This is a genomic window from Aeromicrobium duanguangcaii (assembly GCF_024508295.1).
In the GTDB taxonomy this organism is placed as follows: domain Bacteria; phylum Actinomycetota; class Actinomycetes; order Propionibacteriales; family Nocardioidaceae; genus Aeromicrobium; species Aeromicrobium duanguangcaii.
The window spans coordinates 1,033,534-1,049,103 of record NZ_CP101990.1; the positions used below are offsets into that span (position 1 = coordinate 1,033,534).

Here is a 15,570-nt window from a genome sequence, read left to right on the forward strand (position 1 = left end):
CCGAGGAGGGCCCATGCTGCCGGTCGAGATGCCGCCGCGGTTGAGAACACTGGTCGAGCGCGCCCTGGCCGCCCAGGCCGAGAGCCCGACGCCGCCCCTGCCCGATCCCGAGCCCGCCCCCGGCGAGACTCGCGAGGCGTGGGAGGGACGCGTGGCGCGGGCGCGCGCCCAGCACGACGCGCTGGCCCTCGAGATCGCCGCCCGGTACGGCTTCCTCGGCGACGGGGACGACCCGGTCGGGTCGATCACGTACGCGGACATCCCCGTCGAGGACGGGACGATCGCGGCGCGGGTCTATCAGCCGCCGGACCCGCAGGATCGTCCGCCGGCGATCGTCGTGCTGCACGGCGGCGGCTGGTGGATGGGCGGGGGCGCCCAGGGCTACCGGTTGGGCGACGGCACGTGCCGGATGCTGTGCCACGGGCTCGGAGCGGTCGTCCTCAACGTCGACTACCGGCTGGCGCCGGAGTTCCGGTTCCCGGTCCAGCTGCACGACGCGCGCGACGTCGTCGCCTGGCTGCGGCGAGGGGACGGCCCGCGGGTCGACCCGGATCGGATCGCCGTCGCGGGAACGAGCTCGGGCGGCCACGTCGCCGCGGCGCTGACCCTGCTGCTGAGGGACGAGGGCGAGCCCCAGCTGGCGCTGCAGATCCTGGTGGCGCCCGCGGTCGACCTCTCCGAGGACCCGGCCGGCCTCGAGGACCCGCACGCCCTGCGGGGGATCGAGACGCTCCGCCGCTACTACGCGGGGGACGCGCCGAATCGGGCGATCCCGTACCTGTCACCGCTGCGGGCCCCGGACCTGCGCGGACTCCCGCCGGCCGTCGTGGTGACAGGGGACTTCGACCCGTTGACGGCGCCGGCGCTCGACTACGTGGCGAGGCTGCGCGAGGCCGGGGTCCACGTCGATCACATCCCCGTGCCGGTGACCCACACGATCGGCGCCGAGGAGGACTGGCGGGCCGCCGAGGACCGGATCCTGGCCTGCTGCCGCGACCTGCTGTGACGTCTCGGGTGAGCTCCGGCCGGAGGCGGTCGGCGCGCCGCGACGCCCCACCCTTGTCGTGACGGGGTGTTTGGGACACAATGGGCGCAGGTATCACCCGAGATCGCTGGGGAAGGCGCACCTAGGGAGGTACCGATGAACACGGTGAACACGGTCCGAACCGGCACCCCATTGACCCGGGGTGTCCTTTTCGTGCACTCAGCACCGTCCGCGCTGTGCGCTCACATCGAGTGGGCGGCCGCCGGAGTGCTGGGTGGCAAGGTCGATCTCTCGTGGACCCCGCAACCGGCCGAGCCGGGCACCTACCGCGCCGAGCTGTCGTGGCAGGCAGCCGCCGGCACGGCCGCCTCGCTGACCTCCGTGCTGCGTGGCTGGGACCTGCTGCGCTTCGAGATCACCGAGGAGCCCACCGCGACCACCGAGGGCGCTCGCTACTCCTTCACGCCCACGCTCGGCATCTTCCACGCCATGACCGGACTGCACGGCGACCTCCTGATCCCCGAGGACCGCATCAAGGCGTTCCGGGTCAAGGCCGCCCAGGGCGAGATCACCATGGACGAGGCCCTCGACGGGCTGCTGGGCGTCAAGTGGGACGCCGAGCTCGAGCCCTTCCGCCTCGCGGGCGAGGGCGCGCCGGTGCGCTGGTTGCACCAGGTGATCTGAGAAGTCAGGTCACCGGGTGGACGCTCGCCATGACGAGGAGCGCAGCGACGAGCGGGTCGGCCCGGCGGAGCTCTGCGGAGCCGGGAGTGAGCGCGCCCGACCCATCAGCCGATCGTGACGGGGATGTCCGGCGTGTTGTCGCCGGACGCCTTGTCGATCACGCGGAACTTCCGCTCGCCCGTGCGCGACGTGTAGATCTTCGTCTCGAAGCTGCCACCGTCGCGAGCGGTGACGGTGACCGGGAAGTCGTCCCACGGCCCGTCGCCGTCCTTGACCTGGATCTGCAGCTCGGTACCGGCGTCGACCGATGGCAGGACGCCGACGATCGGGAACCGCTCGCCGGGGGCGACCCGGTCGCCGGGCACACGCGTCAGCTTGGGCTTGGGCGTGTCGTCCTCCTGCGGCTCCTCCGGCGTGGGCTCGGGCTCGGGGCTGGGCGTGGGCTCGGGGTCCTTCGTGGGGGCCGCCAAGGGCGGCAGGTCGGCCGACGTCACGCCGGTGGCCGTCAGCGCACCGGCGGAGAACAGGCCGAAGCCGATCCCCAGGGCCACGCCGATCAGTGCGAGCCAGCCGAGAGCGCGCGCAGCAGGATGGCGCAGGTCGGGTCGAGACGTCACGTGGCGAGTCTAATGGCTTCGCCACGTAACCCCCGCTCACCTGGCCTACGATGTGAAGATGGTGCTTCCCCCGGAGCGCGGAGCAGTCGACGACGTCGAGTACGTCGTGGTCCACGGTTACCGACGCGCCTACCGCCTGCGAGGATCCGGCCCGCCGCTGCTCCTCCTCCACGGCATGGCCTGCGACTCCTCGACGTGGTTCCCGGTCATGGACCAGCTGGCCCAGCACTTCACCGTCATCGCGCCCGATCTGCTCGGGCACGGCGAGTCGGACAAGCCGAACGCCGACTACTCCCTCGGCGGCTTCGCCAACGGGATGCGCGACCTGCTGACCATCCTGGGCATCGACAAGGTCACGGTCGCCGGGCACAGCTTCGGCGGCGGTGTGGCGATGCAGTTCGCCTACCAGTTCCCCGAGCGCACCGAGCGTGTCGTGCTGGTCTCCAGCGGGGGACTGGGGCCCGAGGTGACGCCCCTGATCCGCGCGCTGACCCTGCCGGGGGCGGGCCTGGGAATCCGGCTGGCGACGGCCAGGCCCTGGCGCTCAGCGGTGCGCGGATCGATGCGCGCCCTGTCCCACGTGCCGGTGGCGCGTGACCTCGACGAGGTGGCACGGATCTACGAGGGTCTGGCCGATCCGACCACGTCGCTCGCGATCCGGCGGCTCACCCGGACGGTCCTGGACTGGAACGGCCAGTTCGTCACGATGGCCGACCGGGCGTACCTGACGCGGCTCATGCCCCTGCTGGTGGTGTGGGGCCGCAACGACCACGTCATCCCGGTCGCCCACGCCCAGCGGCTGCCGCTGATGGAGAACTCGCACGTCCACGTCTTCGAGGACTCGGGGCACTTCCCGCACAAGGACCATCCGGACGAGTTCGCCCAGCTGGTGGTCGACTTCTGCCGGATCCAGGCGCCGGCGCAGTACCACCGCGGCAAGTGGCGCGCCCTGCTGCGCCGCGGCGATCAGGCGGGGTTGGCCAGCGTGTCGCTGCCCGCCGAGGAGTCTCCCTCGGCCGTCAGCTGAATCTTGTGGTGCCGTTGTCGCCAGAAGCCGTTGCCCGTGGCCCAGCCGGCCAGGGCGACCGAGACCCAGCCGATGAACGCGCCGGCGATGTCGTCGGCGATGAAGTGCCAGCCGAAGTAGATCGTGGCGATGACCGTGAGGACGAAGTAGATCCACGCGGTGATCTGCAGGTAGCGCGGCTGGTCCGTGCGGCCGAAGAACAGGACGGCGGTCAGGGTCACGGACACGTGCAGCGAGGCGAAGGCGCCGATGCCCCAGATGGGGGCGTCCAGCGGATTCTCGAGGTTCTGGGCGGCGTTCACGAACAGCGAGTACTGCAGTTGCGTCACGCCGGTCGTGGGCAGGGCGTCGAACAGAGCGGCGTTCGTGTAGGCCGGGCCCAGCGACGGGAAGATGTAGTACGCGGCGGCGCCCAGGACCCAGTTCAGCGACAGGGCGGTCGCGTACCAGGCGCCCAGCGTGTAGTCGCGGTTGAGGACCAGGAAGGCGGCCAGCGTGATGGGGATCAACGGCAGGTAGCTGACGTACACCGTCGCCAGGACCTGGGCGGCGAACCCGGTGCCGAGCAGGTTGTGCAGCAGGTCGGCCGGGTGGTGGCCGAACATCATCCAGTAGTCCCAGCGCGAGAGCATGGTGTCGAAGTTGACGCCCTCGCGCACGGTGGGCAGGAAGCCCTTGATGTTCCGGTAGCTGACGTAGCAGATGTAGAACGTCAGCAGGCCCGTCGCGATGTGGAACACGCGGTTCCACGACCACTCGTCGCGGATGATGTCCTTCACGCCCCGGCCGAAGTGGCGCACGCCGGCGCGCTTCAGGGCCATGGGAACGATGCCCAGGGCGAAGAAGCCCAGGCCCATGACGGGCAGCCGGACGTACGCCGGGCCGAGGAAGCCTTCAGGGTCCTTCAGGGCGATGCCGAGACGCGCCGACATGACGATCGCGGTGATGCCGACAGCGGCCGCCAGAAGGACACCGAAGGTGTAGGGCCATGAGCGTGCCGCGCTCCACCACCGTTGGACCATGCGGGTCAGTCTACGGGGGGCCGACCGGCCGCCGGTGAGGCGGCCGGTCGACCGAACTCAGGCCCCGCCGCCGTCCTGGTTTCCGCCGCTGGCGGCAGTCGGATCGTCGATCCGCAGGGACTCGAACGCCTCGCGAGCGACCTTCAGGTCCACGCGACCCGCACGGCCCAGCGACGCCAGCACCGCCACGACGATGGACTCGGCGTCGATCTGGAAGTAGCGCCGTGCGCCCGCGCGGGTGTCGGCGAAGCCGAACCCGTCGGCGCCCAGGGACATCCACGCGCCGGGGACCCAGCGAGCGATCTGGTCGGGCACGGCCCGCATGTAGTCGCTCACCGCGACCGTCGGACCACCGTCCTGGAGCTTCGTGGTGATCCACGGCGTCTTCGGCTCCTGGTCGAGGTGGTTGAAGTTCCAGCGCTCGACCTCCTCGGCCTCGCGAGCGAGCTCGTTCCACGAGGTGACGGACCAGACCTCGGCCGCCACGCCGTACTCCTCGGCGAGCATCTGCTGCGCCTGCAGTGCCCACGGCACCGAGACACCGGACGCGAGGATCCGCGTCGGCGCATCGTCCTCGATGGGCGAGGCGGCGTACCGGTAGGCGCCCTTGAGGATCCCGTCGACGTCGACGCCCTCGGGCTCGGCCGGCTGGTTCAGCGGCTCGTTGTAGACCGTCATGTAGTAGATGACGTTCTCGCCCGTGCCGCCCTGCGGGTTGGGCTCGTCGCCGTACATGCGCCGCATGCCGTCCTGCACGATGTGCGCGATCTCGAACGAGAACGCGGGGTCGTAGTGGACGATCGCGGGGTTCGTGCGCGCCAGCAGCGGCGAGTGGCCGTCCGCGTGCTGCAGGCCCTCGCCCGTGAGGGTCGTGCGACCGGCCGTGGCTCCGATCAGGAAGCCGCGGGCCATCTGGTCGGCCATCGCCCAGATCGAGTCGCCGGTGCGCTGGAACCCGAACATCGAGTAGAAGAGGTACACCGGGATCATGTGCTCGCCGTGGGTGGCGTAGGCGCTGCCCGCCGCGGTCGCCGACGCCATGGCGCCGGCCTCGCTGATGCCCTCGTGCAGCAGCTGGCCCTGCTGGCTCTCCTTGTAGGCCAGCAGCAGCTTGCGGTCGACCGACTCGTACATCTGGCCGTGCGGGCTGTAGATCTTGGCCGACGGGAACATCGAGTCCATGCCGAACGTGCGGTACTCGTCCGGTGCGATCGGCACGATGCGCGAGCCGATGTTCTTGTCCTTCATCAGCTCGCGCAGCAACCGCACGAACGCCATCGTCGAGGCGATCTGCTGCTTGCCCGAGCCCTTGCGCAGGTCCGCGTAGGCGTCCTCCGCCGGCAGCGTCGGGGGCTTGGCCTTGACGATGCGCGACGGCAGCGGGCCGCCGAGCTGGCGACGGCGCTCGAGCATGTACTTGATGTGCTCGTGGTCCTTGCCGGGGTGGTAGTACGGCGCGCCGTCGGGCGAGTCGATCTGCTCGTCCGTGATCGGGATGTGCAGCCGGTCACGGAAGTTCTTCAGGTCGTCCGTCGTCAGCTTCTTCATCTGGTGCGTCGCGTTGCGCGCCATGAGCGACTCGAGGAGCCAGCCCTTGACTGTGTGCGCCAGGATCACGGTCGGCTGGCCCTTGTGCTTGAGCGCCGAGTCGAACGCCGCGTAGACCTTGCGGTAGTCGTGACCACCGCGCGGCAGCTTCTCGATCTGCTCGTCCGAGAGGTGCTCGACGATCTTGCGCAGCTCCGGGTCGGGGCCGAAGAAGTTCTCGCGGTTGTACGCGCCGTCGGCGATCGACAGGTTCTGGAACTCGCCGTCGGGGACGCGGTTCATCTGGTTGACCAGCGCGCCGGTCGTGTCACGGGCGAGCAGGTCGTCCCACTCGCGGCCCCACACGACCTTGATGACGTTCCAGCCCGCGCCGAGGAAGATCGACTCCAGCTCCTGGATGATCTTGCCGTTGCCGCGCACCGGGCCGTCGAGCTGCTGCAGGTTGCAGTTCACGACGAACGTGAGGTTGTCGAGCTGCTCGCGGCCGGCGACGCTGATCGCGCCGAGCGACTCGGGCTCGCCCATCTCGCCGTCGCCCAGGAACGTCCAGACGTGCTGCTCGCTGGTGTCCTTGATGCCACGGTGCTGCAGGTAGCGGTTGAACCGGGCCTGGTAGATCGAGTTGATCGCCGCGAGTCCCATCGAGACCGTCGGGAACTCCCAGTAGTCGGGCATCAGCCGCGGGTGCGGGTACGAGGGCAGGCCCTTGCCGGCGCCCTGCGAGTGCTCCTGGCGGAAGTTGTTCAGGCGGTCCTCGTCGAAGCGTCCCTCGAGGAACGAGCGGGCGTAGATGCCGGGGGCCGCGTGGCCCTGGTAGAAGATCTGGTCGCCGCCACCGGGGTGGTCCTTGCCACGGAAGAAGTGGTTGAAGCCGACCTCGTAGAGGCTGGCGGCCGACTGGTAGGTGGCGATGTGCCCACCGACGCCCAGTCCGGCGCGGTTGGCCCGCGAGACCATGACCGCGGCGTTCCAACGGATGTAGGAGCGGATGTGTCGCTCGATCTCCTCGTCGCCGGGGAAGTCGGGCTCACGCTCGGGGGGGATGGTGTTGATGAAGTCGGTGCTGCGCAGCGCGGGCATGCCGACGGCGCGCTCACGGGCGCGCTCGAGCATCCGCAACATGACGTAGCGGGCGCGGTCCCGGCCGCGCTCGTCGACCATTTGATCGAGCGAACGGAGCCAGTCCTGCGTCTCTTCGGAATCCACGTCGGGCAGCTGGGTCGGCATGCCCCCGTGGATGATCGGACGGTCGGGGCCGGATGAGGCCATGGTGCACTCCCTGGGGTGTCGGGATGGACCCTTCCATCAAACCACCCGGAGTTCGCTAGTGTGAGTCCGGCAAGCAACCGATACACCCTGTCGAGAAGCAGGGGAGAAGGAGGTGCGGTGGACGCGGCGAAGCTGGGCTTCGAACCTGACTCCGTCATCCAGGAGCTCGGCTGGGACGAGGACGTCGACGACGAGCTTCGCTCGGCGGTCGAGTCACACACCGGAAGCGAAATGGTCGACGGTGACGTCGGCGAGGTCGTCGACGGAGTGATCCTGTGGTGGCGTGAGGACGATGGTGACCTGACCGATGCGCTGGTCGACGCGACGCAGGACGTCGCGGAGGGCGGCTCCGTGTGGCTCTTGACCCCGAAGGTCGGGCTGGACGGTCACGTCTCCGGCGCCGACATCGGCGAGGCTGCCCCGATCGCGGGTCTCTCGATCACGACCACGTCGGCCGTGGGCCCGAACTGGGTCGCCACCAAGCTGTCCACGCAGAAGCGGTGACCGTGAGCGAATCGCTGGTCGAGGTCGGCGCCCCGGCGCCGGACTTCACCCTCAAGAACCAGCACGGCGAGGACGTCTCGCTCTCGGGTCTGCGCGGGCGCAACGTGGTCGTCGTCTTCTACCCGTTCGCCTTCAGCGGCATCTGCACCGGCGAGCTGTGTGAGATCCGCGACAACCTCTCCGTCTTCAACGACGCCGACGCCGAGGTCCTGGCGATCTCGTGTGATCCGATGTTCGCGCTGCGCGCGTGGTCGGACCAGGACGGCTACGAGTTCAGCATGCTGAGCGACTTCTGGCCCCACGGAGAGGTCGCCAAGGCGTACGGGATCTTCCAAGAGGGTCCCGGCGCCGCGGCGCGCGGAACCTACGTGATCGACCGCGAGGGCATCGTTCGCTGGAAGATCGAGAACGGACTGGGCGAGGCGCGCGATCTCGCCGCGTACCGTGAGGCACTTGAGTCACTCCGCTGACAACACAGCAGATTTTCAGGTCAGATCGGGTGGAAATAACTCACATTGACCATATGGATCTGGTTTGATGGTGCTACCGCGCCGCCGGGGACCCGAGACCCCGGCGGCGCGGCCTTTCTGTCTCCGGGGGCCTGTGCGCAGTCCGGTGCGCTAACGTTCACCTGCGTTCGGGCGAATAGCTCAGTTGGTCAGAGCATCCGGTTTACACCCGGAAGGTCGGGGGTTCGAGCCCCTCTTCGCCCACCCACTTCGCCACGATCAGCTGTTGCTGATCCCGATGGCGGCACCGATGGTCGACGGGTCCTGCACGACCTGGAGCAGATAGGCCGCCAGATCGGCGCGCGTGATCGTGCCGCGCAGGGTTCCCGGCTGGCCGACCTCGAGAGCGGTCCATGCTCCGGTGGAGGGCTTGCGGGTGAGGCCGGTCGGCCGCACGATCGTCCAGTCCAGGCCTGAGTTCATGACGGCCGCCTCCTGGGCGTTGTGGTCAGCCAGGGGGCCGGCGAGCAGGAGCGGGGTGATCCAGCGCAGCACGCCGGGCAGCTGGCGGGCGGAGTCGCCGGCACCGAGCGACGACTGGACCACCAGGCGCCGTACTCCGGCCTGCTTCATCGCGGTGACGATCTCGGCGGTGACAGCGGCTCGTTGGTGGCGAACCCCCTTGGCACCACCGACGGTGACGACGACGGCGTCGGCGCCGGTCACCGCGGCAGCGGCGCTGGCCGGATCAGTGGCGCTGCCGGTGATCGAGCGGGCGCCGGCGGGCGCTGAACCGCTGCGTGACAGGACGGTCACCTCGTGACCTGCTGCCGAGGCGAGCCGGGCCAGCTCGGCACCTGTCCCCTGCGAACCGCCGATGATGGTGATCTTCATGGTGCTCCTTCTCGCGATGCGTTCAGGCTAGGCCGCGAGCACGGCCAGTGCTGGCCCCGGGTTGCGGCAGAGCTCCTGTGGCACGGCCATGGCGGGAGGTCGAGGGCTCGAGTCCTTCGTCCCGCCTTCGTAGGCTGGGGAGATGTCGCCGCAGGAGATGCTCGTGCGCCGCATCCGTCGCGCGCTCGCCGACCGGCGGACTCGCGAGGTCTCGATGTTCGGCGGCCTGTCCTTCATGGTCGACGGTGCGCTCGCCGTGTCGGCCGGCAGTGATGGAGACCTCCTGGTGCGCATCGACCCGACGCGCCGGGACGAGCTTGCGGCACGACCCGGTGCGAAGCCGGCCGTGATGAAGAACGGCCGAGAGATGGGGGAGCGCTGGCTCCAGGTCGACCCGGTCGGCCTGGCGGGCGAGGACGACCTGGCCTTCTGGGTGGGCGTCGGGGTCGCCGCGCGACCCGACTGACGCAGCGGGTGCGCGCGGCTGTCGGAGCCGCCTGACACGATCGGTGCATGACGTCGATCGCCACCACCACCGCCGATGCCGCCCTCGAACGACTCCGGGCGCTGACGGGACGACCCGACGCCCAGTTCCACGAGGGCCAGCTCGAGGCGATCGCGGCGCTGGTCGACGACCAGCGCCGTGCGCTCGTCGTCCAGCGCACCGGCTGGGGCAAGTCCGCGGTGTACTTCGTGGCCACCGCGCTGCTGCGTGCTCGCGGTGCCGGCCCGACGGTCCTGGTGTCTCCCTTGCTGGCCCTGATGCGCGACCAGGTCGCCGCCGCCGAGCGCGCCGGCGTGCGGGCCGCCGCCATCAACTCGGCCACGGTCGAGGAGTGGGACGACATCGAGGCCCGGCTGGCCGCCGACACGATCGACGTGCTGCTGGTCTCACCCGAGCGGCTCAACAACCCGACGTTCCGCGAGCGGCAGCTGCCGCGACTGCTCGAGCAGATGGGCCTGCTCGTCGTCGACGAGGCGCACTGCATCTCCGACTGGGGCCACGACTTCCGGCCCGACTACCGCCGGCTGGCCCACGTCATCGAGTCGCTGGGGCCGCACGTGCCGGTCCTGGCGACCACCGCCACGGCCAACGCCCGCGTCGTGGCCGACGTGGCCGAGCAGCTCGGCGGCGACGTCCTGACCCTGCGCGGCTCGCTGGCACGTGACTCGCTGCGGCTGGGTTGCCTGACGCTGCCCACCGCCAAGCAGCGGCTGGGCTGGCTCGTCGCTCACCTGGGTGACCTCGACGGCAGCGGGATCATCTACGCGCTCACCGTCTCGGCGGCCGAGGACACGGCGCGGCTGCTGCGCGAGGCGGGCTTCGAGGTGCGGGCGTACACCGGCCGCACGGACCCTTCCGAGCGCGAGGAGCTGGAGCAGGCGCTGAAGGAGAACCGAGTCAAGGCGCTCGTCGCCACGAGCGCCCTGGGGATGGGCTTCGACAAGCCCGACCTGGGGTTCGTGATCCACCTCGGTGCGCCGTCGTCGCCCGTGGCCTATTACCAACAGGTGGGCCGTGCCGGCCGCGCCACCGAGCGCGCCGACGTGCTGCTGCTGCCCGGGCCGGAGGATCGCGACATCTGGCGGTACTTCGCCACGGCGTCGATGCCCGATCCCGAGCGCGCGGCTCGCGTCATCGACCAGCTGGGCTCCGAGCCGATCTCCACCCCGGCCCTCGAGGCGCTCGTCGACGTCAAGCGCACCCAGCTGGAGCTGCTGCTCAAGGTGCTCGACGTCGACGGCGCCGTCCGCAAGGTGCGCGGGGGATGGGTCGCCACCGGCCGGCCCTGGACGTACGACGCCGAGAGGTACGAGCGCATCGCGGCGGCCCGTGAGCACGAACAGCAGGCGATGCTGACGTACGAGCGGGGCGAGACGTGCCGGATGCAGTTGCTGCAACAGGACCTCGACGACCCCTCGGCCGCGCCCTGCGGCCGGTGCGACGTCTGCGCGGCGCCGTTCTATCCGACGGACGTCCCCGAGGCCACCGTCGGCCGTGCCACCGAGGCACTCGACCGGGTCGGCGTGCCGATCGAGCCCCGGGGCCAGTGGCCCACGGGTGCCGATCGCCGCGGCGTCGACGTCAAGGGCCGGATCGCGCCGGACGAGCGCGCCGAGACCGGGCGCGTGGTCGCCCGACTGACCGACTTGGGCTGGGGCGGCACGTTGCGAGAGCTGTTCGCCGCAGGGGCGCCCGACCGCGAGATCCCCGAGCCGTTGGTCGGCGCCGTCGTGCGGGCGCTGCGGGACTGGCCGTGGGACCAGCGACCCGTCGCGGTCGTGGCGATGCCCTCGGTCACGCGACCGACCCTGGTGCGCTCCACGGCCGAGACGATCTCGCGACTGGGCCGGATGCCGCTGCTCGGCACGCTCGACCTCGACCCGCACATCCCGCGCGCCGAGACCGGCGGCAACAGCGCCTTCCGTCTCGCCTCGGTGTGGGGACGGTTCTCGGTCGGTCCCGAGCTGGCTGCCGCGTTGGCTGGTCTGAACGGGCCGGTTCTGCTGGTCGACGACCTGGTCGACAGCCGGTGGACGATCACCGTCGCGGCCCGCGAGCTGCGCCGAGCCGGCGCGCCCGGCGTCCTGCCCTTCGCGCTGGCCAGTGTCGGCTGAGCGCGTGTCGCGGATGTCGAGCCGCGACTCCGGCCGGAGGCGCCGAGCGGTCAGCGGTCTGTTCCCGGTCTGGGCCTGGGGGTTCCTGGCGGCGGTGGTGTCGGGGTTGCTGCCGTCGGTGCCCTACGCCGTCGCGGGACCGTTCACCCTGCTGTTCTTCGCGTTGGCGCTCGTGCGGCCGCCCCATCAGGACGATCGCGACCCGGTGCACGTCGCCAGTCCGGTGCGAGGCCGGTGGACCGTCGTGCACAGCCCCGCCAGCGCCGTGCCCAGCCACGGCGTCCGCGCCTACGGGCAGTCGCACGCCGTCGACATCATCCATCCCCGACCCGAAGGCACGAAGCCGTCGTACCCGCTGCTCGGCGGCTTCGAGCGACCCGAGCGGTTCAGCTCGTTCGGCGAGCCGATCCTGGCGGTCGCCGACGGCACGGTGGTGCGGGTGCTCGACGGCCGGCGCGACCATCTCTCTCGCACCTCGTGGCTGGCGTTCGCGTACATGATGGTGATCGACGGCGTCCGAGACCTGGGCGGCCCCGGCGCCGTCATCGGCAACCACGTCGTGATCGACCACGGCGATGGCGTCCACTCGCTCTACGCCCACGTCCGACGCGGCACCGCGGCCGTCGGGGTGGGGGACCAGGTGGCGGCCGGCGAAGTGGTCGGGACGGTCGGCAACTCCGGCAACACGTCGGAGCCGCACCTGCACTTCCAGCTCATGGATCGGGCGCAGCCGCTGCGGGCGGCCGGACTGCCGATGCGGTTCGACGGGCTCACCCAGACGCCCGGGGCGGTTGATCACGGCTGGGACAAGAAGCCACCCGCGACCGACATCGAGCCGGGCCTGCCGGCGAACTTCCAGGTCTTCGAGGCCTGATCGAGCGACGTGACAGACTCGGCCCATGCCTGCGCTGCGTGACGTGATCGCCGTCCTCGACGGCCTCTACGACCCCCGATGGGCCGATGACTGGGACGCCGTCGGCACCGTCGCCGGAGACCCCGACGCGGAGGTCACCTCGATCCTGTTCGCCGTCGACCCGGTCCAGGCGGTCGTCGACGAGGCGGTCGAGCGCGGCGCCCAGCTGGTGGTCACGCACCACCCGCTCTACCTCAAGGGAACGACGTCCGTCGCCGCGACGACCCCGAAGGGGCGTGTCATCCACACCCTGATCTCCCACGGGATCGGGCTGCACACGTGCCACACCAACGCCGACTGCGCTCCGCTGGGCGTCAGCGAGTCGATGGCGTTCGCTCTGGGACTGACGGATGTGCGCCCTCTCGAGACCGACGCGCAGGCGCCGCTGGACAAGTGGGTCGTCTTCGTCCCGCGCGCCGACGCAGACCGCGTGGTCGCCGCGATGCACGACGCCGGCGCGGGACGGATTGGCGACTACGACCAGGCCCAGTTCCGTAGCGACGGGCGCGGCTCGTTCCGCCCGCTGGACGGCGCCGCTCCCGCGATCGGATCGGTCGGCGAGGTCGAGTGGGTCGACGAGACCCGCCTCGAGCTCGTGGCCGACGGGTCTGTCCGCGAGCAGGTCCGTGCCGCGCTGCTGGCGGCGCACCCCTACGAGGAGGTGGCCTACGATCTGTGGCCGCTGGCCGCCCGGCCGAGCGAGCGCGGGACGGGCCGCATCGGTCGTCTCGCCGAGCCCATGACCCTGGGCGCGTTCGCCGAGCACGTCCGATCGGCGCTGCCGTCGCACGCCGGCGCCACCCGCATCGCCGGCGACCTCGACCGGACCGTCGAGACAGTCGCGCTGTGCGGGGGATCGGGCGACTTCCTGCTCGGCACCGCCGGCGCGGCAGGCGCCGACGTCTACGTCACCTCCGACCTGCGCCACCATCCGGTCAGCGAGCACCTCGAGCGGCCGGGCGCCTGTGCCGTCGTCGACGTGCCGCACTGGGCCGCCGAGTGGACCTGGCTGCCGACCGTGGCGGCGGCGGTCCGTGAGGCCTTGGGCGATACGGTGAAGACCCACGTCTCCACGATCGTCACCGATCCGTGGAGCCGGACGCTGTCATGAGGAGTTGCACGTGAAGGCTGAACCGGTCGCCCAGCAGGCACTGTTGGACCTGCAGGGCAAGGACTCGGCGCTGGCGCAGTTGACCCACCGCCGCAAGTCCCTGCCCGAGCACGCCGAGATCGCCGCGGCCGACGGTCGGATCCGCGAGCTCGACGCCCGCCGCATCGAGGTCCAGACCCGCGTCTCGGACCTCACGCGCGCCGCGGCGAAGGCCGATACCGAGGTCGAGCTGGTCAAGACCCGTCGCACGCGCGACGAGGACCGGCTCTCGTCCGGGGCCATCACGAACCCCAAGGACCTGTCCAGCCTCCAGAGCGAGCTCGAGGCCCTCGCGCGGCGCATCGCCACGCTCGAGGACGAGGAGCTCGAGATCATGGAGCAGCTCGAGACCGCCCAGGCCGAGCTGTCCGAGGCCGAGGCCGCGCTCGCACAGGAGAACGCCACCCGTGAGGTCCTCGTCGCCGCGCGCGACGAGAAGGTCGCCACGTTCGACGCCGAGGCCGCTCAGCTCGTCGCGGCGCGCAAGCTCGTGCTGCCGCGTGTGCCCGCCGACCTGCTGGCGCTCTACGAGAAGGTCGCCGGGAGCCACAGCGGGCTGGGCGCGGCCGAGCTGCGCGCACGCCGCTGCACCGGCTGCCACATCGAGATCAACGGGGCCGATCTGCGCGAGCTCGCCGCCGAGCCCGCCGACACGGTCCTGCGGTGCCCGGAGTGCAGCCGCATCCTGGTGCGCACGCCCGAGTCCGGCGTCTGATGGGTTGGACCGCCGAGGCTGACGGAGGATCTCGCGGCAACCCCGGTCCGGCCTCGTACGGCGCCGCGCTGCTGCGCGACGGCGTGCTGGTGGCCGACCGCGGCGAGACCATCGGTCGCGCCACGAACAACGTCGCCGAGTACCGCGGCCTGATCGCCGCGCTGGAGCTGGCCCGCGAGCACGCGCCCGGCGAGCCGCTCGAGATGCGCATGGACTCCAAGCTGGTCATCGAGCAGATGGCGGGCCGCTGGAAGATCAAGCACCCGGACATGATTCCGCTGGCCGCGCGCGCCCGCGAGATCGTCCGCGATCTCGGGCGGGTCACCTGGACGTGGGTGCCCCGCGCCCAGAACGCCCGCGCCGACGCCCTGGCCAACGCCGCGCTCGACGAGCAGAAGGCCGGTCGCCCGGGCCTCGTCTCGTCGTTCGACGCGACCGGTCCGGTGCAGCTGGCCGACGAGCCGCCGGAGCCGCCGTCGCTGTTCACCGAGCCGCGCGCCGACGCGCCCGTCGAGGCGCAGGGCAAGAACCCACTGGTGGGCTGGCGCGGCTCGCTGCACGGCGATCCCACCACCGTCATCCTGCTGCGGCACGGCGTCACCGCCCACACGCAGCGCAAGCTGTTCAGCGGCACCGGGGGAGAGGACCCGCCCCTGGTCGACGAGGGCGTCCAGCAGGCGCGTCGTGCGGCGGACTGGATCGCCGCGCACGGCGGAGCCGACGCGATCGTCGCCTCGCCGTTGCTGCGCACCCGTCAGACGGCCGGCGCCGTGGCCGATCGGCTGCGCCTGCCCGTCAAGATCGAAGAGGGCTTCGCCGAGGCCGGCTTCGGCGACTGGGACGGCTTCTCGTTCGCCGAGATCATGAAGCGCTGGCCCGCCGACCTGGACGCCTGGCTGTCGTCGACGGCCGTCCCGCCGCCCGGCGGCGAGTCCTTCGACGCCGTGGCCAAGCGAGTCGAGGCGGCACGCGACCGGCTGCTGAAGACCCACAGCGGCCGGACGGTCGTCGTGGTCAGCCACGTGACGCCGATCAAGCTCATGGTGCGGCTCGCGCTCGGCGCCGACATGAACGTCATCCACCGGATGGAGCTGTCGCCGGCCTCGATCACGACGATCGCGTGGTGGCCCGACGGCACCCCGAGCCTGCGCAACTTCTCCGTCATTCCCTGAGC

The 15,570-nt window shown here is 71.0% G+C and carries 15 protein-coding genes and 1 tRNA gene; 12 read left to right on the top strand and 4 right to left on the bottom strand.

The genetic code is table 11. The features are described 5' to 3' along the window. Positions 1-13: 13 nt before the first annotated feature. Together NP095_RS05315 and NP095_RS05320 are read left to right on the top strand one after the other, a co-directional pair. Positions 14-1,006, top strand: a complete 993-nt coding sequence (locus tag NP095_RS05315; RefSeq protein WP_232417028.1) for an alpha/beta hydrolase — start codon at positions 14-16, stop codon at positions 1,004-1,006. 192 nt (positions 1,007-1,198) lie between these two features. Continuing rightward, the gene (locus tag NP095_RS05320; protein ID WP_429726099.1) at positions 1,199-1,669 is read left to right on the top strand and encodes a DUF3145 domain-containing protein; all 471 of its coding nucleotides are present in this window, start codon (positions 1,199-1,201) and stop codon (positions 1,667-1,669) included. A gap of 104 nt (positions 1,670-1,773) precedes the next feature. Here the strand turns inward: NP095_RS05320 and NP095_RS05325 are convergent, their stop codons facing one another. Then, positions 1,774-2,286 carry a hypothetical protein gene (locus NP095_RS05325; RefSeq protein ID WP_232417026.1) on the bottom strand — a complete coding sequence of 171 codons (513 nt, stop codon included), beginning with the start codon at positions 2,284-2,286 and terminating at the stop codon, positions 1,774-1,776. A 58-nt stretch (positions 2,287-2,344) separates the two neighbouring features. On the opposite strand from NP095_RS05325, the gene NP095_RS05330 reads away from it, so the two are divergent. After that, a complete protein-coding gene (locus NP095_RS05330) occupies positions 2,345-3,313 on the top strand; it encodes an alpha/beta fold hydrolase (protein ID WP_232417025.1) in 969 nt (322 codons plus the stop codon). Here NP095_RS05330 and NP095_RS05335 read toward each other — a convergent pair. Together NP095_RS05335 and aceE are read right to left on the bottom strand one after the other, a co-directional pair. Beyond that, positions 3,253-4,335: a phosphatase PAP2 family protein gene (locus tag NP095_RS05335; RefSeq protein ID WP_232417024.1), complete on the bottom strand. Its 1,083-nt coding sequence runs from the start codon at positions 4,333-4,335 to the stop codon at positions 3,253-3,255. The two genes, NP095_RS05330 and NP095_RS05335, sit on opposite strands and share 61 nt — an antisense overlap. A gap of 57 nt (positions 4,336-4,392) precedes the next feature. After that, positions 4,393-7,152, bottom strand: a complete 2,760-nt coding sequence (gene aceE, locus NP095_RS05340; protein WP_232417023.1) for a pyruvate dehydrogenase (acetyl-transferring), homodimeric type — start codon at positions 7,150-7,152, stop codon at positions 4,393-4,395. A 117-nt stretch (positions 7,153-7,269) separates the two neighbouring features. Between aceE and NP095_RS05345 the strand changes: the two genes are divergently transcribed. The 3 genes from NP095_RS05345 to NP095_RS05355 all read left to right on the top strand — a co-directional run bounded on the left by NP095_RS05345 (position 7,270) and on the right by NP095_RS05355 (position 8,369). Then, complete coding sequence (locus NP095_RS05345) at positions 7,270-7,656, top strand: DUF3052 domain-containing protein (RefSeq protein WP_232417022.1); 387 nt, start codon at positions 7,270-7,272, stop codon at positions 7,654-7,656. 2 nt (positions 7,657-7,658) lie between these two features. Next, positions 7,659-8,126, top strand: coding sequence for a peroxiredoxin (locus NP095_RS05350; protein WP_232417021.1), 468 nt, complete (start codon positions 7,659-7,661; stop codon positions 8,124-8,126). A gap of 169 nt (positions 8,127-8,295) precedes the next feature. Continuing rightward, a tRNA-Val gene (locus NP095_RS05355) sits at positions 8,296-8,369 on the top strand. 15 nt (positions 8,370-8,384) lie between these two features. Here the strand turns inward: NP095_RS05355 and NP095_RS05360 are convergent. After that, positions 8,385-8,999, bottom strand: a complete 615-nt coding sequence (locus tag NP095_RS05360; protein ID WP_232417020.1) for an NAD(P)-dependent oxidoreductase — start codon at positions 8,997-8,999, stop codon at positions 8,385-8,387. A 142-nt stretch (positions 9,000-9,141) separates the two neighbouring features. On the opposite strand from NP095_RS05360, the gene NP095_RS05365 reads away from it, so the two are divergent. From NP095_RS05365 to NP095_RS05390, 6 genes are read left to right on the top strand one after another with little or no spacing between them, the layout of a single operon-like run. Beyond that, positions 9,142-9,465 carry a TfoX/Sxy family protein gene (locus NP095_RS05365; protein WP_232417019.1) on the top strand — a complete coding sequence of 108 codons (324 nt, stop codon included), beginning with the start codon at positions 9,142-9,144 and terminating at the stop codon, positions 9,463-9,465. Between the two features lie 47 nt (positions 9,466-9,512). Then, positions 9,513-11,618 (top strand): RecQ family ATP-dependent DNA helicase, encoded by a 2,106-nt coding sequence (locus NP095_RS05370; protein WP_232417018.1) that lies wholly within the window; start codon positions 9,513-9,515, stop codon positions 11,616-11,618. A gap of 13 nt (positions 11,619-11,631) precedes the next feature. Next, positions 11,632-12,492, top strand: a complete 861-nt coding sequence (locus NP095_RS05375) for a murein hydrolase activator EnvC family protein (protein WP_232417426.1) — start codon at positions 11,632-11,634, stop codon at positions 12,490-12,492. A 25-nt stretch (positions 12,493-12,517) separates the two neighbouring features. Then, positions 12,518-13,642, top strand: a complete 1,125-nt coding sequence (locus NP095_RS05380; protein WP_232417017.1) for a Nif3-like dinuclear metal center hexameric protein — start codon at positions 12,518-12,520, stop codon at positions 13,640-13,642. Between the two features lie 10 nt (positions 13,643-13,652). Further along, positions 13,653-14,396 (top strand): zinc ribbon domain-containing protein, encoded by a 744-nt coding sequence (locus tag NP095_RS05385; RefSeq protein ID WP_232417016.1) that lies wholly within the window; start codon positions 13,653-13,655, stop codon positions 14,394-14,396. Beyond that, a complete protein-coding gene (locus NP095_RS05390) occupies positions 14,396-15,568 on the top strand; it encodes a bifunctional RNase H/acid phosphatase (protein ID WP_232417015.1) in 1,173 nt (390 codons plus the stop codon). The genes NP095_RS05385 and NP095_RS05390 overlap by 1 nt, the downstream gene beginning before the upstream one ends. The last annotated feature ends 2 nt before the right edge of the window (positions 15,569-15,570 follow it).

Bases quoted from the DNA above. Each gene is read 5' to 3' on its own strand.
- NP095_RS05315 (WP_232417028.1), top strand. From the start codon at position 14: ATGCTGCCGGTCGAGATGCCGCCGCGGTTGAGAACACTGGTCGAGCGC.
- NP095_RS05330 (WP_232417025.1), top strand. From the start codon at position 2,345: ATGGTGCTTCCCCCGGAGCGCGGAGCAGTCGACGACGTCGAGTACGTC.
- NP095_RS05335 (WP_232417024.1), bottom strand. From the start codon at position 4,335: ATGGTCCAACGGTGGTGGAGCGCGGCACGCTCATGGCCCTACACCTTC.
- aceE (WP_232417023.1), bottom strand. From the start codon at position 7,152: ATGGCCTCATCCGGCCCCGACCGTCCGATCATCCACGGGGGCATGCCG.
- NP095_RS05360 (WP_232417020.1), bottom strand. From the start codon at position 8,999: ATGAAGATCACCATCATCGGCGGTTCGCAGGGGACAGGTGCCGAGCTG.
- NP095_RS05365 (WP_232417019.1), top strand. From the start codon at position 9,142: ATGTCGCCGCAGGAGATGCTCGTGCGCCGCATCCGTCGCGCGCTCGCC.
- NP095_RS05370 (WP_232417018.1), top strand. From the start codon at position 9,513: ATGACGTCGATCGCCACCACCACCGCCGATGCCGCCCTCGAACGACTC.
- NP095_RS05375 (WP_232417426.1), top strand. From the start codon at position 11,632: ATGTCGAGCCGCGACTCCGGCCGGAGGCGCCGAGCGGTCAGCGGTCTG.
- NP095_RS05380 (WP_232417017.1), top strand. From the start codon at position 12,518: ATGCCTGCGCTGCGTGACGTGATCGCCGTCCTCGACGGCCTCTACGAC.
- NP095_RS05390 (WP_232417015.1), top strand. From the start codon at position 14,396: ATGGGTTGGACCGCCGAGGCTGACGGAGGATCTCGCGGCAACCCCGGT.